This is a genomic window from Amycolatopsis sp. WAC 04197, assembly GCF_003947475.1.
GTDB classification, from domain to species: Bacteria; Actinomycetota; Actinomycetes; order Mycobacteriales; family Pseudonocardiaceae; genus Amycolatopsis; species Amycolatopsis japonica.
Genome location: NZ_QHJK01000003.1, coordinates 279487 through 300548, shown reverse-complemented (window position 1 = coordinate 300548; position 21062 = coordinate 279487). Strand labels below are relative to the sequence as shown.

21 protein-coding genes are annotated in these 21062 nt (G+C 68.6%); 8 read left to right on the top strand and 13 right to left on the bottom strand.

Annotation, left to right across the window (positions count from 1 at the left end):
- Positions 1 to 143 precede the first annotated feature (143 nt).
- Positions 144 to 1130: a nitroreductase gene (locus DMC64_RS14450; RefSeq protein WP_125733914.1), complete on the bottom strand. Its 987-nt coding sequence runs from the start codon at positions 1128 to 1130 to the stop codon at positions 144 to 146.
- A gap of 193 nt (positions 1131 to 1323) precedes the next feature.
- Between DMC64_RS14450 and DMC64_RS14445 the strand changes: the two genes are divergently transcribed.
- A complete protein-coding gene (locus tag DMC64_RS14445; protein ID WP_037338101.1) occupies positions 1324 to 1986 on the top strand; it encodes a response regulator transcription factor in 663 nt (220 codons plus the stop codon).
- Here the strand turns inward: DMC64_RS14445 and DMC64_RS14440 are convergent.
- The 6 genes from DMC64_RS14440 to DMC64_RS14415 all read right to left on the bottom strand — a co-directional run bounded on the left by DMC64_RS14440 (position 1983) and on the right by DMC64_RS14415 (position 8065).
- Positions 1983 to 3719: a GAF domain-containing protein gene (locus DMC64_RS14440; RefSeq protein ID WP_125733913.1), complete on the bottom strand. Its 1737-nt coding sequence runs from the start codon at positions 3717 to 3719 to the stop codon at positions 1983 to 1985. The two genes, DMC64_RS14445 and DMC64_RS14440, sit on opposite strands and share 4 nt — an antisense overlap.
- Positions 3720 to 3770: 51 nt before the next feature.
- Positions 3771 to 4655, bottom strand: a complete 885-nt coding sequence (locus DMC64_RS14435) for a universal stress protein (protein ID WP_125733912.1) — start codon at positions 4653 to 4655, stop codon at positions 3771 to 3773.
- Positions 4652 to 5257, bottom strand: coding sequence for an HPP family protein (locus DMC64_RS14430; RefSeq protein WP_125733911.1), 606 nt, complete (start codon positions 5255 to 5257; stop codon positions 4652 to 4654). The genes DMC64_RS14435 and DMC64_RS14430 overlap by 4 nt, the downstream gene beginning before the upstream one ends.
- Positions 5258 to 5270: 13 nt before the next feature.
- Positions 5271 to 6131: a universal stress protein gene (locus DMC64_RS14425; RefSeq protein WP_125733910.1), complete on the bottom strand. Its 861-nt coding sequence runs from the start codon at positions 6129 to 6131 to the stop codon at positions 5271 to 5273.
- 171 nt (positions 6132 to 6302) lie between these two features.
- A complete protein-coding gene (locus DMC64_RS14420) occupies positions 6303 to 6986 on the bottom strand; it encodes an ABC transporter ATP-binding protein (protein WP_125733909.1) in 684 nt (227 codons plus the stop codon).
- Positions 6983 to 8065, bottom strand: coding sequence for an ABC transporter permease (locus DMC64_RS14415; RefSeq protein WP_125733908.1), 1083 nt, complete (start codon positions 8063 to 8065; stop codon positions 6983 to 6985). Before DMC64_RS14415 ends, DMC64_RS14420 begins: the two co-directional genes overlap by 4 nt.
- A 172-nt stretch (positions 8066 to 8237) precedes the next feature.
- Here DMC64_RS14415 and DMC64_RS14410 point away from each other — a divergent pair, with 172 nt between their 5' ends.
- The gene (locus DMC64_RS14410) at positions 8238 to 9413 is read left to right on the top strand and encodes a sensor histidine kinase (protein WP_125733907.1); all 1176 of its coding nucleotides are present in this window, start codon (positions 8238 to 8240) and stop codon (positions 9411 to 9413) included.
- Complete coding sequence (locus DMC64_RS14405) at positions 9410 to 10045, top strand: response regulator transcription factor (RefSeq protein WP_125733906.1); 636 nt, start codon at positions 9410 to 9412, stop codon at positions 10043 to 10045. The genes DMC64_RS14410 and DMC64_RS14405 overlap by 4 nt, the downstream gene beginning before the upstream one ends.
- An 89-nt stretch (positions 10046 to 10134) precedes the next feature.
- Here DMC64_RS14405 and aztD read toward each other — a convergent pair whose 3' ends face one another.
- Genes aztD through aztB form a run of 4 tightly spaced genes read right to left on the bottom strand, consistent with a single transcriptional unit; the run spans position 10135 to position 14268 of the window.
- Positions 10135 to 11307, bottom strand: a complete 1173-nt coding sequence (aztD, locus tag DMC64_RS14400) for a zinc metallochaperone AztD (protein WP_125733905.1) — start codon at positions 11305 to 11307, stop codon at positions 10135 to 10137.
- A gap of 26 nt (positions 11308 to 11333) precedes the next feature.
- On the bottom strand, positions 11334 to 12233 hold the full coding sequence (gene aztC / locus DMC64_RS14395; protein ID WP_125733904.1) for a zinc ABC transporter substrate-binding protein AztC: 900 nt from the start codon (positions 12231 to 12233) through the stop codon (positions 11334 to 11336).
- On the bottom strand, positions 12230 to 13420 hold the full coding sequence (locus DMC64_RS14390) for a hypothetical protein (protein ID WP_125733903.1): 1191 nt from the start codon (positions 13418 to 13420) through the stop codon (positions 12230 to 12232). The genes aztC and DMC64_RS14390 overlap by 4 nt, the downstream gene beginning before the upstream one ends.
- On the bottom strand, positions 13417 to 14268 hold the full coding sequence (gene aztB / locus DMC64_RS14385; RefSeq protein WP_037338133.1) for a zinc ABC transporter permease AztB: 852 nt from the start codon (positions 14266 to 14268) through the stop codon (positions 13417 to 13419). Before aztB ends, DMC64_RS14390 begins: the two co-directional genes overlap by 4 nt.
- 47 nt (positions 14269 to 14315) lie before the next feature.
- Between aztB and aztA the strand changes: the two genes are divergently transcribed.
- Together aztA and DMC64_RS14375 are read left to right on the top strand one after the other, a co-directional pair.
- Positions 14316 to 15056, top strand: a complete 741-nt coding sequence (gene aztA, locus DMC64_RS14380) for a zinc ABC transporter ATP-binding protein AztA (protein WP_125733902.1) — start codon at positions 14316 to 14318, stop codon at positions 15054 to 15056.
- Positions 15057 to 15093: 37 nt separating this feature from the next.
- Positions 15094 to 17103, top strand: coding sequence for an acyltransferase family protein (locus DMC64_RS14375; protein ID WP_125733901.1), 2010 nt, complete (start codon positions 15094 to 15096; stop codon positions 17101 to 17103).
- On the opposite strand, the gene DMC64_RS14370 is transcribed toward DMC64_RS14375, so the two are convergent.
- The gene (locus DMC64_RS14370) at positions 17104 to 17667 is read right to left on the bottom strand and encodes a TetR/AcrR family transcriptional regulator (protein WP_125733900.1); all 564 of its coding nucleotides are present in this window, start codon (positions 17665 to 17667) and stop codon (positions 17104 to 17106) included.
- 89 nt (positions 17668 to 17756) lie between these two features.
- Here DMC64_RS14370 and DMC64_RS14365 point away from each other — a divergent pair, with 89 nt between their 5' ends.
- Entirely contained in the window at positions 17757 to 18218 is a 462-nt protein-coding gene (locus DMC64_RS14365; RefSeq protein WP_125733899.1) for a nuclear transport factor 2 family protein, read from the top strand.
- Here the strand turns inward: DMC64_RS14365 and DMC64_RS14360 are convergent.
- Complete coding sequence (locus DMC64_RS14360) at positions 18215 to 18898, bottom strand: class I SAM-dependent methyltransferase (RefSeq protein ID WP_125733898.1); 684 nt, start codon at positions 18896 to 18898, stop codon at positions 18215 to 18217. The two genes, DMC64_RS14365 and DMC64_RS14360, sit on opposite strands and share 4 nt — an antisense overlap.
- 81 nt (positions 18899 to 18979) lie before the next feature.
- Here DMC64_RS14360 and DMC64_RS14355 point away from each other — a divergent pair, with 81 nt between their 5' ends.
- Positions 18980 to 20020, top strand: coding sequence for a DUF2891 domain-containing protein (locus DMC64_RS14355; RefSeq protein WP_125733897.1), 1041 nt, complete (start codon positions 18980 to 18982; stop codon positions 20018 to 20020).
- A gap of 525 nt (positions 20021 to 20545) precedes the next feature.
- Entirely contained in the window at positions 20546 to 20947 is a 402-nt protein-coding gene (locus DMC64_RS14350) for a hypothetical protein (protein WP_233629657.1), read from the top strand.
- Positions 20948 to 21062 lie beyond the last annotated feature (115 nt).

Sequence of the window (21062 nt, the reverse complement as noted above, 5' to 3'; positions counted from 1 at the left end):
CGAGTGGGAACCCGTCAAAATGACCATGGCGCGCGCAGCGGCCGAAACCCAGCATTTTTCCCACTGTTCGGAAAGAGGACATGACGACGCGCGGTCCCATATCGTGGACCGAGCTGTCGTATGTCCTTTGTGGAGTCCCGGCTTCAGAAACCGCGGCCGAGTATTTCGTCGATCGCGCGACGCGGGCTGGACGGCACCGCGCCGGCGGGATAGCCGAGCCGCATGAGCAGCTGCGGGAAACCGGCGAGTTCGAGATCGTCGCACAGCGCGGAACGCACTTCGGGCAGGTGCAGCGGCTGGGTCAGCACCGAGCCGACGAGACCTCCGTCGACCGCGTCGAGCCAGGTGCGCTGCACCGCTTGCCCCACGGCCAAGTGGTCGTGCCGGGTGTCGTCGAGGGTCAAGAAGGCGAGCAACGTCTCTTCCGTCAGCCGATGGGTCAGGACCACGCTGTCCGGCAATGCCGTCGACGGCCGGACCAAGCCCGCCCAGGGCAGCGAGCCCGGGGGAAGCGCCGTCGCGGCGAGCCCCACACCGTGGCGATGCGACACCTCGTCCCGGATCGTCCACAGGGCGAGCTCGCGCTGGTATCCGTGATCGTGCTGGTGGGCCTCCGCCGCGAATTCGAGCAGTTCGGCGACGCGACCGAGTTCCAGCTCGTCACGGATCGGCCTGGCTTCGACGCCGGCCGAGGCGGCGGTGTCCACCAGCTCGCCGATCCGCTGACGCGAGACGGGCCGTCCGGCGAACCGCCGCCGGTGGCTGCGCCGTCGTTCGATGGCCGAGTAGCGGTGCAGGTCGTCCGCGGACGGCAGCGCACGCTCGCCTGGCGTGACCGACGCGACCACTTCCGGGCGGCCCGGTTCGGGGAACGTCTCCGTGCGCGGTGCGTAGCCGAGCACGCGGACGGCGAGCTCCAGGTTCGTGAGGGCGGCGCCGCAGGAGATCACCCGGTCGCGGCCCAGCGGATCGTGTTCCGGGAGGTTCAGGTCACGGCGCTCGATCAGCAGCAGCCTTCCGCCGTCGAACTCCAGGATCCACGGCTGGGTGTTGTGCACCGAGGGCGCCCGCAGCAAGGTCCGGGCGAGGACCTCCGTCTCCCCCGCCGACCAGTTCTCTCGTCGCTCCATGCTCCCTGCCCTCCGCGGTGGCGCCGTGCTCGAATCCACCGTGCGCCACTACGGGAGAGGTGCGCAGGTGCGGACGGCTCCGATCTCCGGGACCAAAGCCCTACGACGCCGGGACGTCCAGACCGCTGTGCCGTCCCGCGTGCCGGAGTAGGTTCGGCAGCACGGCCAGGACCCTGCGGCGGGAGGACGAGCCATGGCGACCAAGGTGTTCCTGGTCGACGATCACGAGATCGTCCGGCGGGGGCTGTCCGATCTGCTCGGCAGCGAGCCGGACATCGAGATCTCCGGCGAGGCCGCGTCGGTCTCCGAAGCGCTCACCCGGATTCCCGCGACCGAAACCGATATCGCGGTGCTGGACGTCCGCCTCCCGGACGGCACCGGTATCGAGCTGTGCCGCGAGTTGCTCTCGACCCGGCCCGACCTGCGTTGCCTGATGCTCACGTCCTACGCCGACGACGAGGCCCTGCTCACCGCGATCATGGCGGGTGCCTCCGGCTTCGTCCTGAAACAGGTGCTCGGCAACGACCTCGTCTCGGCGATCAGGACCATCGCCGAAGGCGGCTCACTGCTCGACAGCCGCACCACCGCCGCCCTGATGAACCGCATCCGCCGGGAGCACGACCGTGACGATCCGATCGCCGGGTTGTCCGAGCAGGAGCGTGCCGTCTTCGAGCTCATCGGGGAAGGGCTCACCAACCGGGAGATCGGCGAACGGCTCTTCCTGGCGGAGAAGACGATCAAGAACTACGTTTCCCGCATCCTCGGCAAACTCGGTATCCAGCGCCGGACCCAGGCCGCCGTGCTCGCGAACGAGCTCAAGAAGGAAGACCGGATCCGCCTGTTCGGCGACCGCTAGGCGCCTTCGTGCGACAGCGGGACACGCCACGAGATCCGGGTCCCGCCGCCCTCCCTGCCGGTGAACTCGGCGTATCCGCCGCACCGGTCGGCGCGTTGCGAAAGGTTGTCGAGCCCGCTGCGCCGGCCGGACGACGGCAGTCCCACACCGTCGTCGCTCACCTCGATGGCGAGTTCGGTGCCGGCCTCGACGGTCACGGAGATCTCTTTCGCGCCCGAGTGCCGGATGGCGTTGCTCAGCGCCTCACGGACGACGGCCTCGGCGTGCTCGTACACCTCGACCGGCACGAGGGTGTCCACCGCGCCCGCGATCCGGACCGACGGTGTCACGGCCGAAGCCGGGGTCAGTTCCGTGACGATGTCGAGCAGCCGCCGGCGAAGACCGGCCGACTCCCCCGCTCCCGCGGTGTGCAGGTCGAAGATCGAGGTCCTGATCTCGCGAACGGTCCGGTCGAGTTGCTCGACGGCCTGCGTGACCCGGTTGCGGGCGAAGTCGTCCGGCACTCTCGGCAGGATGCTCTGGAGGCTCATGCCGGTGGCGAAAAGTCGCTGGATGACGTGATCGTGGAGATCCTGCGCGATCCGGTCCCGGTCGGCGAGCACGTCCAGCAGGCGCTGGTTGCGCTGCTTTTCGGCGAACTCGAGCGCCACGGCGGCCTGGTCGCCGAACGACGACAACATCGGGATCTGGTCGGCCTTGAACTGCTGCGTGCCCTTTTCCCGGCTGGCGACCAGCACGCCGCCGACACCCGTCGCGCTGGTCAACGGCGCCAGCGCCCCGGGACCGGAAAGTGCCGTGTCCGCCGAACCGAACACGGTGCCGAGGTCGGCGACGAGACAGGTCTGCCCGCCGGCGAAGATCTCGTCGAGCAGGGGATGCTCACCGGAGACCTGCTTCCCTCGCAGCGGACCGTGCCGTCCGCTGCTCACCGCGGTGACCGTCAACGACCGCGTCCCCTTCTCGCCGTCTTCGGCGAGAAGGATCATCACCTCGTCGGCCCCGGCCAGCTCGCGGACGCTTCCGACGATCAGCGCCAGCGTGTCCACGACCGACGCGCCACCGAGCAGCTCGCCGTTGACCTTCGCCACCGCCTCGAGCCATCGCTCCCGGGTCCGGGAGCGCTCGAACAGACGGGCGTTGTCGATGGCCACGCCCGCGGCCGCCGCGAGTGCCTGCAGGACGACCTCGTCGTCCGCGGTGAACTCGGCGGCTCCGCGTTTCTCGGTCAGGTACAGATTCCCGAACACCTCGTCCCGTACCCGGACCGGCACACCGACGAAGCTGTGCATGGGCGGATGGTTGGCCGGGAAGCCGACCGAGGCGGGATGCGCCGAAAGGTCCGGGACCCGCACCGGCTGCGGATCCTCGATGAGCAGGCCGAGCAGGCCCCTGCCCTCGGGCAGGTGGCCCATCGTCTCGCGTACGTCCTGGTCGATGCCGACGTACACGAACTGGGAGAGGCCGTCCTCGTCGCCGAGGACGCCCAACGCCCCGTATTGGGCGTCGACCAGCTCGACCGCGGCCTGGACGATGCGCTGCAGGGTCGAATCGAGTTCGAGACCGGTCCCTACCGCGAGAACCGCGTCGAGCAACCCTTGCAGCCGGTCACGGGTCTTCACGATCTCCGAAAGCCGCTCCTGGACCTCGTGCAGCAACTCGTCCAGCCGGAGCCCGGTCAGCACCGCCGCGCTGGGCGGCGGATGCCCGCCCGCCGGTGATGGCTCGGACGCCATCGCCACCTCCTTCCGGATCGGGTGACGACTCGTTCATCGTCCGTACCGGCTTCAGCGTTCCACTCGGCGGACCACCATCACAGGGCATTCGGCGTGCTGGGCCAACGCCTGGCTGGTCGAGCCGAGCAGAAGTCCCGTGAACCCGCCGCGACCGCGGCTGCCCACGACCACGAGCCTCGCCTTGGCGCTCCACTCCAGCAGAGCCTGCCGCGGCCGGTCACGAACGAGCGAGCGTTCCACCGTGACGTCGGGATACTTCTCCTGCCAGCCCGCGAGACGTTGCGCGAGCAGCCTGCGCTCATCGTCCTCAATGGACTCCCACTGGCTCATCAGCCGCGCCATCCCGTAGACGTCGTCATAGGTGACGTCCGACCACGCGTGCACGGCGACCAGCGTCGCGGACCGGCGCGAGGCTTCGTCGAAAGCGGCCTCCAAGGCCCGCTCGCTCGTCGGGCTCCCGTCGATCCCGACCACCACCGGCCCCGTGTCGGGTTGGTTCGCCGTGCCCTTCCTGCCACGGAGCACGACCACGGGACAGTGCGCGTGCGCGATCAGCGCGGACGCCGTCGATCCCAAGGTCATCTGCCCGAAGAAACCTTTGCCCGTCCCGCCGACCACGACCATCGTGGCCGACTTCGACGCGTCGACCAGCGTCGGGACCGGCGAATCCGCGGGCATGAGGGTGTCGACCGGGACACCGGGCGCGGTCGATCCGGCATCCGCCACGGCCTCCTCGAGGACGCGCCGCCCCTCGCCCGCGAGCACGTCGAACCACGGCACCGGACCGGCCAGCCCGCCACCGTAGGCCCACTGCTCCACGTGCAGGGCATGCACGATCAGCAGCCCCAACTTTCGTTCGGCCGCGACGGCGGCCGCCCATCGCACGGCCGCCCGGCCCGGTTCCGCTCCGTCCACCCCGACGACGATCCGGTTCATCTCTCACCTTCCTGGTAGGTCACTTTCGCTTGGACGACACCGGGGATCCCCTCCGCGATGACCTTCGCGACGTGGTGGTCGGTGTCGTTCCCGTATCGGTCCCCGATCCGGACAAGGCCGTCTTCGACGTCGACCGTCCAGCGGCCGGGACCGCCGTAGATCGCGAGGTGGTGCCGGACGTCGGCGGCGATCGCGCCGTCGGACCTGGCGAAGGCGCGGACGAAATCGGCCCTGGTGACGATGCCCACCACCGCCGCACCGTCCACAATGGGCATCGCGCGGATCTTCCCGTCGAGCAACGCCTTGCCGACCTCCGCGAGGTCCGCCCCGGCGCTCATCGCGGTGGCGGGTGTCGTCATCACCTCCGCCACGGTGGCACCCGGTGTCCCATGCCCGGCGGGACGCCGGACGAACCGGACGTCTTCGGGGAATCGATCCCGGATCAGGTCCGCCTCGGTCACCATGCCGATCAAGCGGTCGTCTTCGTCCACCACCGGCAGAGCGGTGAAGCCGTGCTCGGTCAGCAGTTCGGCGGCGTGTTTGGCGGTCGTCCCCGCGGTGACGGTCACGACCGGCCTCGTCATCAGATCCCTTGCCCGCATGTCGTTCCCCGTCTCACAGGTCGGCGTCGTCGCTCGGTACAGCGGGCCGGATGACGGCGACAGGGCACTCCGCATGGGCGATCAGCGCTTGGCTCGTCGAGCCCAGAAGCATCCCTTCGAATCCGCCGCGGCCACGGCAGCCGACGACGAGCAGGCCCGCCCGCTTGCCGAGTTCGAGCAGGGCACGGACGGGACGCCCCTGCCGCAGGACGAACTCGACCGGCACCTCCGGGTACTTGTCCCGCCACGGAGCCACTTGCTCTTCGATCGACTTCCGCTCGTCGTCCTCGACCCGATCCGACAGGTCGGACCAGGTCCGGACGACGGTCAGCCCGGTGTTCCGCGAACTCGCTTCGTCGAAGCCGAACCCGAGGGCGCCCTCGCTCGCCGGAGAACCATCCGTGCCGACCACGATCCGGTCCTCGTCGCGCCACGCGCCGCGGACCACCACGATCGGGCAGTGACCGTATTTGGCGAGCGCGACCGCGGTGGAACCGATCAACGGTCCGGTGAACCCGCCCAGCCCCCGTGATCCCAGCACCAGCATCGTCGCCCTGGTGGACTCCTGGACCAGCGCGGGCACCGCGCTCCACTCCCGGACCGCGGTCTCGACGACCACGCCCGGAAAGCGGGCCAGCACCGCCTCCCGCACCTGGGACACCCACTCTTCCCCCAGACCGGCGAACCCCGCTCGGATCGTCTCCGCCGGCGGAAGGACACTCGGTACCTTCGCGAGCGGCACGGCGTAGACATGGACGAGCCGGAGCGGCACACCCCTTCGCGAAGCGGCGGCCGCCGCCCAAAGGGCCGCCGTCCTCGCCGAGCGCGATCCGTCGATCCCGGCGACGATCGAACCTTCCATGGCGATCGGCATCCCCGGCTCCTTTCGAGGTCGGACCCGCTGTCGTGGGCCGGTCCCAGTCTCGAATGGCGGCGCCTCCCGATCGCAGAGGACGAAGTCCCCCGGCACCTGCTCCCGGGTCCCGGTCGCGTCGCCGACCGGCCCACGAGGAAGGGGCGAAAGTCCCTATGACCGTTAGGCGGATCAGCCGACCGGCGTGGGGCTGCCCAACCGTCCATCATGGACTTCGACGATCCGATCGACCGCGGCGAGATGGGCCCGGTCGTGCGTGACCAGGACGGTGGCGGTGGCCCGCTGATGGGTCAGGCGCGTGATCAGGTCGATGACCGCGGCACCGCGGTCGTGGTCGAGGGCGCTCGTCGGTTCGTCGATCAGCAGCACGGTGGGCTCGTTCATCAGCGCACGGGCGATGTTCACCCGCTGCCGTTGGCCGCCGGAGAGCTGGTGCGGGCGACGTCCGGCCTGCGACCCGAGGCCGACGGCGTCGAGCAGATCCAGGGCCACGCCGCGTGCCGCGGACGGGGAGCGGCCGTCGATCCGGGCCATGACCTGGAGTTGTTCGGCGGCGGTGAGGGCGGGCAGCAGATTCGGTTGCTGGAAGACGATCCCGATCTTGCGGCGGCGTAGCTCGGTGAGTTCACCACGGCTCAGCCCGGTGGTCTCGGTGCCGTCGATGGTGACGGTCCCGTGGTCCGGGGTGATGAGGGTGGCGGCGACGGCGAGCAGGCTGGACTTGCCCGAGCCGGAAGGCCCGGCGACGGCGGTGATCGTGCCCGGCGGGACGTCCAGGGTGACGCCGTCGAGGGCGGTGAGGCGGGAATCGCCGTCGGGATAGGTGAGGGTGACATCGGTCAGGTTCAGGCTCATCGGGCACTCCCCAATGCGGTCAGCGGGTCGACGGAGGTGATGCGGCGGACGGAAAGCGCGGCCCCGAGAGCGCCGAGCAGGATCATCACGGCGGCCGGGACCAGTAGGGTGGCCGGCGTCAGGAGGAACGGCACGGCGGATCCGGCGACGACCGCGCCGAGGCCGACGGCCAGTGCGGTGCCGACGGCGGTACCACCGACGAGAAGGACGACAGCCTGGCCGAGCGCGTCCTTCAGCAGGAAGGCCGTACTCGCCCCCAGCGCCTTGAGGACGGCGATGTCCCCGCTGCGCTGGATCGTCCAGACGGTGAAGAAGGCGCCGATCACGAGCGCGGAGATGGCGAAGAGGAAGCCTCGCATCAGTTGCAGCGAGCCGTTTTCCGAGGTGTAGGAGCCGATCGCGGACAACGAGTCGCTCTTCGAGACCGTCTTCGTGCCGGCGGCGAGATCGGTGGCCGCGAGATCGGCGCCGGCAGTGGTGGTCAGCGCGAGCACCGTCGCGCTCGGCTCACCGCCGGTGGGCGGCACCGTCTTCGCCCAGACGTCGAGCCCGGCCCACACCACCGGGGTGTGGCTGAACCAGGCGTCCCCCGCCACGGCGGAGACCGTCAGCCGGCGTCCGGCCACGGCGATGGTGTCCCCGTTCCGGACGCCCAAGTCGTCGGCGGCGGACGTCGACAGCACCACCGAGCCACTGGTGATGTTCCCGGTCTCCGGGGCGAGCGCCGAACCGGGCCGGACTCCGAAGACGGAGATCCCGGCACTGCGGTTTCCCGCGGTGGCCTTGGTGGTGGAGATGCCCAACGGCTCGGCACCGGTGACACCCGGGGTTTCGGCCCACTGCCGCCGCTGTGTCTCGGTGATCACGGAGTTGGCGTAGGACAGGCTCTGCCCGTCACCAGGAGCGGCGAAGACGATCTTGTCGGCGGGCAGGCCGGTGATCGCGGAAATGTTCTGCTCACCCAGCCCGGCGGTGAGCCCGGACAACAGGCCGACCAACAGGGTGATCAGCACGACCACGGCTCCCATCAGGGCGAACCGCCCTTTGGCGAATCTCAGATCTCTCCAGGCGACGAACACGGTTCCGGTCTGTCCTCTCCGGCGGGGTGGGCTGGTTACCTCTCCACGATCGCCGCCGAGGACCGCGACGACATCTGGCCGGAGATGGCACTTCGCCGGCCAGAAGACGGCACGCCGGTTCTACCTTTGGATAGAGGCGGCCGCCGGTCGCGCTCCGTAATCTGAAAGCACTGTGACCACCACATTCCCGTTGACCCCGACCAGCCGGCTGCTGACCTGGTGTCTGCACCTGCTGCTCATCGCCCTGCTCGCACTCGCGGCCGTCCGTGCGGTGGCGGACGGTTCGTCCGACGCGGGAGCGGTCGTCGCGACGGCGTTGGCGTGCGCTGTCGTGTACGCGGCAGGGCCGCTCCTGCCGCGTGTCAGGACGTCCCGGCAGGCCGCCCAGTGGTGGCTGATCGCGGTGGGCGTCGTGTGGCTGGTCCTGCTGGTGCTGACCGCCGACGGCGTCTGGGTCGCCTTCCCGCTCTACTTCCTGCAGTTGCATCTGCTGCCGCGCCGCCAGGGCCTGGTCGCGGTGATCGCGACCGCGCTGGCGGCGATCACCGCGTTCGCCGCCCACCAAGGTTCCTTCGTCCCGGCGGCGGCGATCGGCCCGGCGCTGGGAGCCGCCGTGGCGGTCGCGGTCGTCTGGGGATACCAGGCGCTGTACCGCGAAAGCGAACGACGCCGGAACCTGATCGAGGAACTGACCGCCACCCGCGCCGATCTCGCCGAAGCCCAGCACGCGGCGGGAGTGCTCGCCGAGCGGGAACGGCTGGCCCACGAGATCCACGACACCCTCGCCCAAGGACTGTCGAGCATTCAACTCCTGTTGCGTGCCGCGGAACGAACCCTTCCCGACACCGCCGGCAACGCCGCCCGCTACGTCGAGCAGGCCCGGCAGGCGGCCGCCGACAACCTGGCCGAAGCCCGCCGCTTCGTCGACGCGCTGTCCCCGCCGGCGCTCGACGACACCACGCTCGCCGACGCGTTGGAACGGTTGTGTGCCACCACCAGCGCCCGGCACCGGATCGCCGCGCGGTTCCGGTTCACCGGTACACCCACGCCCCTGCCGACCGCATACGAGGTCGCCCTGCTGCGCATCGGCCAGGCTGCCCTCGCGAACACCGTCCGTCACGCCGACGCGTCAACCGCCGAAGTCACCCTGTGCTACCTCGACGAGCACGTCACCCTCGACATCGTCGACAACGGTGTGGGCTTCCATCCGGAACACAGCGGCTTCGGTCTGACCGCGATGCGGACCCGAGCCGAGGCGTTGGACGGAACCTTCACCGTCGAGTCCTCCCCCGGTCACGGCACCGAGTTGTCCGTGCGGCTGCCCGTCGAAACCAAGGAACGTCCGTGACCGAACCCCCGATCCGGCTCCTGCTGGCCGACGATCATCCGATCGTCCGGGCGGGTCTCCGCGCCTTGCTGGAAACCGAACCCGGCCTCGTCGTCTCCGCCGAAGCCGCGACCGCGGAGGAAGCCGTGGCCCGCGCCGCGGAAGGCGACATCGACGTCGTGCTGATGGATCTGCGCTTCGGCCCCGGCATGACCGGCGCCGAAGCCACCGCGGTGATCACGGCGCGGCCGGGCGCTCCGCGCGTGCTGATCGTCACCACCTACGACACCGACGCCGACACGCTGCCCGCCATCGAAGCGGGCGCCACCGGCTATCTCCTCAAGGACGCCCCACCCGAGGATCTGGTGGCCGCCGTGCGTACTGCCGCCGCCGGACGCACCACCCTCGCTCCGACCGTCGCCGACCGGTTGATGAACCGCATGCGGATGCCCACCGCCGCGCTGACATTGCGCGAGATCGAAGTCCTGGTCCTGGTCGCCGACGGTCTGTCCAACCGGGCCATCGCGGAACGGCTCCACCTGACCGAAGGCACCGTGAAATCCCACCTCGCCCGCAGCTACACCAAACTCGGCGTCGACTCGCGCACGGCCGCCGTCGCCACCGCGACCGACCTGGGCCTCATCCGCCGCTGACCGCCTGCCGCCGCAGGTTCCGGCTCCGTCCGTGAAGGCCTCCTTGAGGGACTCTGGGTCCCTCAAGGAGGCCTTCACGGACGCGTTGATCAGCCTCCGAGCACGCCGCTGACCTCGTTCGGCGTTCCCGGGATCGTGCCGGTCGCGGTCTTCGCGCCGGACGCGAGGTCGACCGAGTGGATCTCCTTCTTCCCGGGATCGGTCACGTACGCGGTCCCGCCGCGGACGAAGATCGCGGGGCGCGGCTGCTGCCACTCGATCGGCTCCTGCCAAGTGCCGATGACGGCGATCTTCTTCGTCACCGCACCGCTCACCGGGTCGATCACGTGGATCTGACCGTCGGTGCCCAGCACCAGCGCCTCGCCCTGAGGACCGCGGGCCAGCGAGCGGAAGGTGTAGCTGGTGCCGATGTCGACGTGCTTGAGCGTGGCCTTCTCGGTGTCGATCAGGGAAATCCGGGTCGGGCGCTCGAGTTCGGCCGCTTCGTCGACCTTGTAGTCGCCCAAGGTGATCGGCGAGACGTCCGAACCCGCCTGGTTGCCGATGCGCCCGTAGGCATCCGGGCTGGTCACCTTGGTGATCACCCCGTTCCGGTAGATCAGCGCCCCGGTCTGGCAGCCGACCACGATCGCTTCCCCGCGCGCGGCGGCTTCACCGTGCACACCGGGGCACTGCTCGTTGCGCGCGATCTCCTTCTTGTCCTTGTCCAGCACCACGATCCCGGAGCGCTTGTCCTTGTTCCCGACCGTGGTCACCAGTTCGCCGTTCTCGAGTTCGACGGCCACGCCGTGATGCGCTTCCGGCGTCTTGTGCTTCGGCGCGGGGAAGGCAGCGGTACCGATCGTCTTCGGGTCGAAGACGGTCACTTCACCGGTCCCGTCGGCGAACAGCACCGTCTTGCCGGCGTGACGGACGACGTGGCCCGGCTTGGCCGCCTTCACCTCGTTGTCCGTCAGCACGGCGCCGACGGCGTCGAGGACCCGGAACCCGGTGGAGGTCGAGACCATGAGGTGCCGGTCGTTTCCGGCCGGGTTGAGCCGGTTGAAGCCTTCCAGCGGAAGGTTCTTCGCGACCTGCAAGGACTTCCCGTCGAGCAGGACGATTCCGCCGTCGTAGGTGACGGCCACCGGATTCGCGACGACAGGAGCCGGAGCCGCGTCCTTTCCGGGTTCCGCCGCCGGCTGTTCGGTCGCGCAGGCGGCGAGTGCGAGGGTGCTCGCCGTCGTCGCCATCAGCGCGAGATATCGGGTCTTCCGTGCCATTTCACTGTGCCTTTCGTCTGTTCCGATCAGGAACGGGTCAAACCGGTGGTGATCGATTCGGTGTTGGCGCGCATCATTTCCAGATAGGTGGCCGCGCCCTGGCCTGGTTCGCTGAGCGACTCGGAGAACAGCGGGGCCACCTGGACGTGCAGTCCGGCCTGCTCCGCCAGTACCCGCGCGAGCCGGTCCGGTTGGGAGGAATCCGCGAAGATCACCGGCACGCCCGCCGCGCGAACGGTGTCGGCGAGAGATTTCAGATCCGACGAACTGGGTGATGCGAGCGTCGTCCCGCCGGGGATCACCGCGCCGACGACCTCGAATCCGAACCGCTGGGCCAGGTAGCCGAACACGTGATGGTTCGTCACCAGCTTCCGGCGTTCACGGGGAATCCCGCCGAACTTCTCGGTCATCATGCGGTCGAGCGCTTCGATCTCCCCGCGATAGCGGTCGGCGTTCGCGCGGATGACCGCTTCGTCGACGCCGCCGACATGGGCGACGACCTCGTCCGCGATCGTCTTCACCGCGTCGCGCACCCGTGCCGGATCGGTCCAGAAATGCGGGTCCGGCTTGTTGTCGGCGTAACTGATTGGATTCACCCGTTCCCCGGCGGGCAGCGCCGGTACGCCGTTTTCCTCGGCGGTGCGGACGGTGCGCAGCATGCCCTCTTCGAGCCCGAGTCCGTTGTAGACGATCAGGCCCGCCCGCTCGACCTGGGCGGCCTGCTGTGCGGAGATGCCGAACGAGTGCGGATCGGCATTCGGCTTCATCAACACGGTCACGTCGGCCTGATCGCCGACGACGGCGCGGGTGATGTCGCCGAGGATGTTCGTCGTGACGACGACCGACTTGCCGCCCCCGCCACTTCCGGAGCACCCCGCCGCCGCCAGCAGCACCACCGCGACCAGGGCGAGCGCCCGGCGCCTCATCGGCCGGTCTCCACGATGTGACCCGCCTTGCCGCCGACCTTCAGGGTCCTGGCACGCCGGAGGTTGTCGTTGTAGTCGATCTCGTACACCTCAGCGGACAGCGGGTTGTTGACGTAGGCGCGCGTCAGATCGACCTGGATCGAGGCGGCGGCTGTCGCTTCCGGAGCCAGGAGCGGGATCGCCGTCTGTTCCTTGCCGGTGCCGTCGAAGGAGCGCAACTTCCCGTCTCGGCTGAGGACCAGCAGCGGGCCGCCCTCAGCGACGGCGTTCACCGCGGCGACCGGTCCGGTCTCGACGTACTGCCAGCTGCGGCGTCCGACGTCCAGCGACCACACGGCCGACTCGCCCGCCCGGGCGGCCAGCGTGGCACCACCCGGCCGATGGAAGAAGGCGGTGGCGCGTTCCTGAGCGGTGACGCTGCGCGGATACGGGATCTTCGACCCGGCGAACGCACCGTCCTTTTCGGTCACCAGCAGAGCGCCGTCCGCGCATCCGAAGACGACACCACGCCGGGTCACCGCTTGGCCCCGCAGTTCCGGACACGGCTGGTCGATCTCGGCCACGGCCTTGCCCTGGCGGTCGTGAACACGCACTCCGCGGGCGAACGGCTTACCGGTGTCCGCCACCGTGGCGATGATGTGCTCGCCGTACGGGATCGCGACGCCGGCATGCGGCTCGCGCGGGATCTTCCCCAGTTCGGTGACCGTCCCCTTGTCCAGCGCGGCACGGTCGAGCAGGATCGCCGTTCCGTCCGAATAGGACAGTGCGGAGACGGCGGGATCGCTGTAGGCCGCCAAGAGCTGCTTTCCCGGCGCCAGCCCGACATCACGGACCTTCGCCCGGTAGTAGTGGACATGGTCACCGTGGTCGACCATCCAGGATCCGCTGTCGATCACCCGGATCGTGCCGTCACCGGCGGTCAGGTAGCCGAAGCGGCCGTCGCCGGTCACGGCTTGCACGCCGTCGACGCGCCCGACTTCGTGCACCTCCTCGGTGATGAGGTCCACGACCCGCACCGCGCCCGTGTCCGAATCGGCGACGATCAGCCGTGACTGCGCCTCGGCCGCTTCCTCGGCGCCTTCGACATAGCCGTGCGGGACTTCCGCGGTCACCTCCTTCGGCTGCTCGCCGCCGCACGCCGCCAGGGTCAGCGCCGTGACGACCGCCGCCACTGCTTTCAGTTTCATCGTGAGCACTCGATCTCCGGTGTCAGGGAACGGAATCGCTGTCGTACGAAGGAAAGGAACGCGGAAAGGAAGAACAGGAGGACCGCTGCGGCGGCGATGGTCGCGCCGGCCGCGGTGCCCCAATGCCAGGACACGAGCAGACCGCCGACCGTGGCGGCGATGCCGAGCAGCGCCGCGACGAGCATGATCGTGGTGATCCGCCGCGACCAGAAGAGCGCCGCCGCGGCGGGGGCGATGAGCAGGCCGAACACCAGCAGTGTCCCCACGACACGGAACGACGCGACGATCGTGAGCGTGACCAGCCCGAGCAGCACCGCGTTCGCGAGCCGTGGCCGCAGCCCCAGGGTGTGTGCTTTGCGGACGTCGAAGGTGAGTGCGGTGAACGAGCGGTGTCCCGCCAGTGCCACCACCCCCACGACGAGCAGGGTGATCGCGAGGCCCACCAGGTCGCCCGATCCGACGGCGAGCACGTCACCGAACAGGAATCCGGTGAGATCGACGGCGAACGACCGCGAATGCGACACGATGATCACGCCGCTCGCGAGCATGCCGACGAACAACAGCCCGATCGTGGTGTCCTCGGAAAGCCGCCGCGAACGCCCGAGCGCCGTCACCCCGAGTGCCATCACGCCGGCGCTGATCGCCGCACCGATCAGCAGGTTCACGCCGGTCAGCGAGGCGATCGCCACGCCGGGCAACATGCCGTGCGACATCGCGTCGCCGATGAACGCCATACCGCGCAACACCACCCAGGTGCCCACGACCGCGCACACCGCCGAAACCAGCACTCCGGCCACCAGCGCACGCTGCACGAACGACACCTCGAAGGGGATCAGCAACCATTCCACGCGTCACACTATAGTGGTAATGATTGTCATTATCTGAAAGAGGTGGGATGACCCAGGACACAACGGCGCTCACGATCGACCGTGCGCACGCCCATTACGGCTCCCGCGAGGTGCTGCGCGGGATCACCGCCCAGATCCCGTCGGCGCGGCTCACCGCGGTCGCCGGCGCGAACGGCGCGGGCAAGTCGTCGCTGCTCAACCTCGTCGCGGGCGTACTCCCGCCGACCACCGGTTCGGTGACCCGCCGGGATCCGAGCCGAGTCGCCTACGTGACCCAGCAGAGCGAGGTGTCGCGATCGCTGCCGATCACCGTGCGCGCGACCGTCACGATGGGCCGCTGGGCGCACCGGGGCCATTGGCGACGACTGTCCAAGGTGGACCGGAAGATCGTCGGGGACTGCCTGGAACTACTGGAGATCACGTCGATCGCGGACCGGCCGATCGGCATGCTGTCCGGCGGGCAGCGGCAGCGCGCGCTGGTGGCGCAGGGACTCGCCCAGCGATCCGGGTTGCTGCTGCTCGACGAGCCCTCGGCCGGTCTCGACCTGCACGCCCGCGGTTTGATCGACGAAGCCTTGCACGCCGCACTCGCCGAGGGCACGACGGTCGTACGGGTCACGCACGATCTCGAAGTGGCGGGCCGGGCCGATCACTGCCTGCTGTTGCAGGACGGCCGCCTCGTCGGCGAAGGCGCGCCCGCTTCGGTGCTGACCCCGGAGCGGGTGGCGGAAGCCTGGGGTCTTCCGTCCGGCAGGGCGGGAACGAAATCACCCTGGGTCACCACCTAGGCTGCCAGGACGTCCGACCGTCAGTGAGGAATCGCGTATGCCAGCCGCCGAAGCAGCGGAAACGCGCCGCCGCTATCGGCCAGAGTTGCAGGGACTGCGTGCCCTCGCGGCGTTACTGGTCGTGGTCTACCACGTGTGGCTGGGCCGGATCTCCGGCGGCGTCGACGTCTTCTTCCTGATCTCCGGGTTCCTGATCACCGGCCAGCTGGTGCGGGCCGCCGGCCGTGGACGGATCGCGTTCCGGCCGCTGTGGGGCCGGATGATCAAGCGGTTGTTCCCCGCCGCGCTGACCGTTCTGCTCGCGGTGCTCTTCCTGGGGATGTGGCTGCTGCCGCAGGATCGCTGGTTCCAGACCATCAAGGAGGTCTTCGCCGCCGCGCTCTACGTCGAAAACTGGCGGCTGGCGGCGGACTCGGTCGATTACTTCGCCCAGCACAACACGGCGAGTGTCGTCCAGCACTACTGGTCACTGTCCATTCAGGGGCAGTTCTATCTCGTGTGGCCCCTGCTGATCGGGCTCGTGGCCTTCGCCGCCACCCGGTTGCGCCGTTCCCTGACCGGCTCGGTCGCGATCACCCTCGGTGTGCTGTTCGCCGTGTCACTGGCGTTCTCCATCCGGCTCACCGCGACGAACCAGCCGCTGGCCTACTTCCACTCCCTCACCCGGGTCTGGGAGTTCGCCCTCGGGGGGCTGCTCGCACTGGCCATCGACCGCTTCGTCCTGCCACGGCTCGCCCGGATCATGCTGGGCTGGATCGGCGTGGCCGCGCTGGTGACCTGCGGGATGGTCCTGGACGTCGGCGAGGTCTTCCCCGGCTGGGCGGCCTTGTGGCCGACCGTGTCCGCCGCGCTCGTGATCGTCGCCGGTGCGACCGGCAGCCGCGCGGGCGCGGATCGGTTCCTGTCGTCCCGGCCGCTGGTTTACCTGGGCAACCTCAGCTACGCGCTGTACCTGTGGCACTGGCCGGTGTTGCTGTTCTACCTGGTCGCGCGGCATCGCGAAGCCGTCGGACCACTCGGCGGGGCGGTGGTGATCGGCGTGTCCCTGGTCTTGGCGGCCGTCACCTACCGGTTCGTCGAAGAACCGGTGCGGAAGTCCTCGATCGGCGAGCGGACGCCCTGGGGCGCGTACCGATTCGCCGTGCTCGCGCTGCTCCCGGTGCTCCTGGTCGCCGGAACCTGGCAGGTGGTGAGTACCAAGAAGGCCGACTTCACGATCGCGCTCGACGACGAAAACCATCCCGGCGCGATGGCGCGCGACCCGGAGGCGCCGAAGAAGACCGTCCCCGGCAAGGAAGCGCTACCGCCGCTGATCGCCGTCCCGAACGACTGGGGCGGTATCCCCGACGCGCAGTGCACACCGTCCCGGTTCGATCAGATCCTCGAAGTCTGCACGTCCCGGCCGGAAGGTCCCCCGACGAAGACGATCGTCGCCGTCGGTGACTCGCATATGCAGCAATACCTGGCGGCGATCAAACCGATGGCGGAGAAGAACGGCTACCAGGTCACGTTCATGCTCAAGGGAGCGTGCCCGTTCTCCACGACGTCGGACGTGATGCCGGGCGACCCGGGCTGTCTCGCATGGAATTCGGCGGCACAGAAGGAAATCCTGGCGATGCGGCCGGACGCCGTCGTGGCACTGTCCACGCGGGACGTCCGGGTCGGCCCCACGGAGAAGACGCCGCAGGGGTTCGTCGACCAGTGGAAGGTCCTCGACCGCGCGGGAATCCCGGTGGTGGCGATCCGGGACAGTCCCCGCCCCGGTTTCTCCCCGCCCGCCTGCATCGACGCTCACGGAATCAAAGCACCCGAATGCACCGTGCCACGGAACAAGCTGCTCGCCGAGCCGCCGTACGCGAAACTGAAGGACGTCCCCGAGAACGTCTCCTTCCTCGACTTCAGCGACTACTTCTGCGGACGGGGACTCTGCCGCCCGGTCGTGGGGAACGTGCTGGTGTACATGGACGACAACCACGTCACCGCCAGCTTCATGACCACCCTGTCCCCCGTGCTGGAACGAGGAATGATCAGCGCGCTCAGCTGGTGATCACAGCCCGAGCAGCGCCTTGACGGCCTCGCGCGCCTGACGGGCCGGCGCCGGGTCGCCGCTGATCCCCGCCGTCACGATCGCTCCTTCGGCGAGCAGGTACACCGGTTCCGTGACCGGCCGTCCGGTGGCCCGCACCCAGGTCTCGATCTGCTCGTGGAACGCCTGTTTGTGGGCCCGCACCTCGGCCAGTACGGCCGCGGACGACGGACCGAACTCGCCGTGGGCGTTGATCCAGGCGCAGCCGCGGAAGCCGGGTTCGGCGAACCAGTCGGCAAGCCAGTCGAAGACCGCGAGCACGCGCGCCCGGGGATCGTGGACCTGCTCCACTCGAGCGGCCAGGCTGCCCCGCCAGCGCTGATCACGGCGTTTGAGCATCGCCACCACGAGGTCTTCCTTGGCTTCGAAGAAGCGGTAGATCCGCTTGAGCGAGAGGCCGGACGCCGCGCGGACCTGATCCATGCCGACCGCCTGGATGCCGTTCTCGTAGAAGAGTTTCTCGGCGGCATCGAGCAGGGCTTCGCGGTCCACGCGGTTCTGCTCGTCGGTGACGGCGGCAGGCATCGGTACTCCCTTGACGTCGAGAACGGTCGTTCCCTATCGTAGGCGCCAAGCGTAGAGAACGCACGTTCTCCACATGAGGAGGTTCGACCATGACGGAAGATCGCCCGCCCTACCCGCCGTTCACCCGGGAGACGGCGCTGCGGAAAGTCCAGGCGGCGGAGGACGCGTGGAACACGCGCGATCCCCGGAAGGTGGCGTCGGCGTACACGCCGGACTCCGTTTGGCGGAACCGCGACATCTTCGTCCAGGGCCGGGAGGAGATCGCCGCGTTCCTGACGGCGAAGTGGGAGCGAGAGCTGGACTACGCGCTGCGCAAGAATCTCTGGACGTTCACCGAGAACCGGATCGCCGTCCGGTTCCAGTACGAATGGCACGACCGGGCCGGACAGTGGTGGCGCAGCTACGGCAACGAGCTCTGGGAGTTCGACGAGCACGGCCTCATGAGCCGTCGCGAGGCGAGCATCAACGACGTCGCCATCCCCGAGGCCGAGCGACGCATCTTCGGCCCGCGTCCCCAGGAGGAACACGGCGACGAGTTCCCGCTCCGCTAGTCCACGATCGCCGAGATCTCCCACAGCCCCAAGGATTTGTCGGCGTAGGCGCCGCCCTCCTCGGTGCACCCTTCGACCAGTACGGCCAGCGGTTCGGGAAACTCGAACGGTTCGCGGCACAGGTTCAGCGGCCGCCAGTCGCCGGTCACGATGTCGTTGTTGGTGCCGAGTTCAGTGAAGGTCGTCGTCAGCAGGTACCGGGAACCGCTCCGCCGAAGATTGCGCAACGCCCGCTCGATGTCGGCGAAACTGAGATGCACCAAGCAATCCCGACAGAGCACAAGATCGGCCGTCGGCAGCGGGTCGGCGGTCAGATCGAGCACCTGGAACTCGTGGACCGGATCGTCCCGGAACCGCTCCGTGTTCAGCTCGATGAGATCGGGAACGATGTCCGCACCGATGTAACGGTCGAGATCGAGATCCACCTCGCTGAGCCAGCCGTAGTCGCCACAGGGGAGATCGAGCAGCGTCCGAACCCCGAAGCGATCGAGGAGCAGCGGCAACTGATCGCTCAGCTCCCGCGTCTGGACGGCCTCGGAGCCGGGCCCGGAGGCCGACGAGGAACTCCACAACCGGGAGCGGAAGATGTAGGTGAAACGATCCTGGGTCCCCATGCTTTCCAGCTCGCCGGCGACCCGACGGAAGTTGCGCTGCGCCGTGGTGATCGGTCGTTCGTCCACTTCCGCATCGTAGATGACCTCGTGAGTGGTAAGGACGGTTAGAACCGTCCTTACCACTCACGAGGTTCTGGGGGCACCGTCATGACCGATTGGGATTCCGAACGAAACGAGCTGCTTGAGGCGAATGCGGAGTCCTTGGCCAGGACGGCGTTGACGAACGTCGCGCGCGAGTATCCGCACCACGAAAGTCACTGGCACCTCGAAGGCGTACCCATCCTCTCCCCGCGGCTGGCGCACCCGTGCTTCTACGGCAGTTTCGATTGGCATTCGTGCGTCGAGATGTTCTGGGTGCTCGTACGCCTGCTTCGCCATCACGGGGAACTCGTGCCCGCCGACGAGATCCGCGACACCCTCGACGAACACCTGACCGCAGACGCGCTCGCGGGCGAGGTCGCTTTCTTCACCCCAGAGGAACACCGCACCACTCAGCGCCCCTACGGCTGGTCGGCGTTGCTGGAGCTCACCTTCGAAACCGCTACCTGGGACGACCCGGACGCCGCGCGTTGGTCGACGGGGCTGCGAGAGTTGAGTGCGATCTTCGTGACCCGCTACCTCGGCTGGCTGCCCAAGGCCACTTACCCGATCCGATACGGGGTGCATGACAACGGCGCGTTCGGATTGTCCCGCGCCCTGCCGTACGCACGCCATCTCGCCGACCACGGCGACCCGCGGCTGCTCCAGGTCCTCACCGAGACCGCCTGGCGCTGGTTCGGTTCCGACCGTGACTACCCCGGCTCCTGGGAACCTTCCGGGGCCGACTTCCCGTCCCCCGCTCTCGCCGAAGCCGAACTCATGTCCCGCCTGCTCCCCACAGCCGAGTTCGCAGGCTGGCTGGACGGCTTCCTGCCCGGCGTCGCGGAACGGAAACCCGCGACGCTCTTCACGCCGGTGACCGCGACCGACACCTCCGACGGGCTGCTCGCCCACCTGCACGGCCTCAACCTGCACCGAGCCTGGTGCTGGCACCGGCTCGCGCGCACCCTTCCCGGCGACGACGAGCGAATCCCCGCCTTACTCGAAACCACGCGCGCTCACACCCAAGCCTCATTCGCACAGGCGACCGGCGGCGCCTACATGGTCGAACACTTCCTCGCCTACTACGCACTCCTACTGCTCGGCTGAGTGTCCACCCGTTCAGACCAGTCACTCGCTGTTGGTAAGCCGAGCGGGTCGGCTACGGGCGACCAAGCGCCTGAACGAGTGAACCCAACGTGAGCACGACTGCTCGAATCTCGGTGAGCTTGACCGAAGTTCGACCGTACTCGGCAGTTGCGATCAGCATTTCGCATCGTGCGAAAGTGGCAAGTGCACAGGGGAAGATCTTGGTCGCCACCTGCGAAGAGAACCGCAGCTGCACTTTCACGTCGGCGCCGGGGAAGGCAAGTTGCCGAGCTGTCGGCGGCGCTGGTCCATTCGGCCCCACCCGCTACTTTTAGTAGTTTTCCGGGTCACCCAGACCGTTGAGCGACGCGTGCATACCGTTCAGCGCGACACACGCTGTACTACTGAACGGTCACAGTCCGCTTTCGCCAAGATGTCCTCAGCCGCACCGGTCAAGAACCGGTAACGCACGCGTGGCCCCCTGCTGTCACAGGAGGCCACGCGGATGTCCATTCGCAAGCTCGCTAGAACAAGGACAGGACGGTCGTGACCATACAGCCTGATAACGCGAAGACACCAGACAACGGACCGCCCCAACGGGTCAAGGTCGTCATCGAACACGTCGAAAAGCCGGCTCGGCGAGTCGCGACGTCCGCGGAGATGATCCGCGCGGCGCGGCCGCTGCTGAGGACGCCGGGACGCCATCGCAAAGTGCAGAGCCGCGACAGCTGGCTCTGCCTGGCGATGGCGGTCCTCGCCGGCTGGGCTCCGACGTTGCGGATGTGCCTGCTGCTGACGGTCGGCGGCGCCATCGTCGTCGGCGTCGTCGAGATCAGCACTCCGAAAGTCGGGGTGTCGGCGGGGACCAGCATCGGTCTCCTGACTCTTTTCGGCGCCTGGATTGTCAAGTCCCGACAAGGTAAACCGCGGCGAGAGCCGAGTCTGTAAACGAGTTCCGCCCCGTGCCCGCCTCGTCGCGGGCACGGGGCGCGGCAATGTCGGAAAATCTCCACGCCCGTTCGGTGCCCTCCGGTTAAATGATCGCGAAGTCCCGACATGTGAG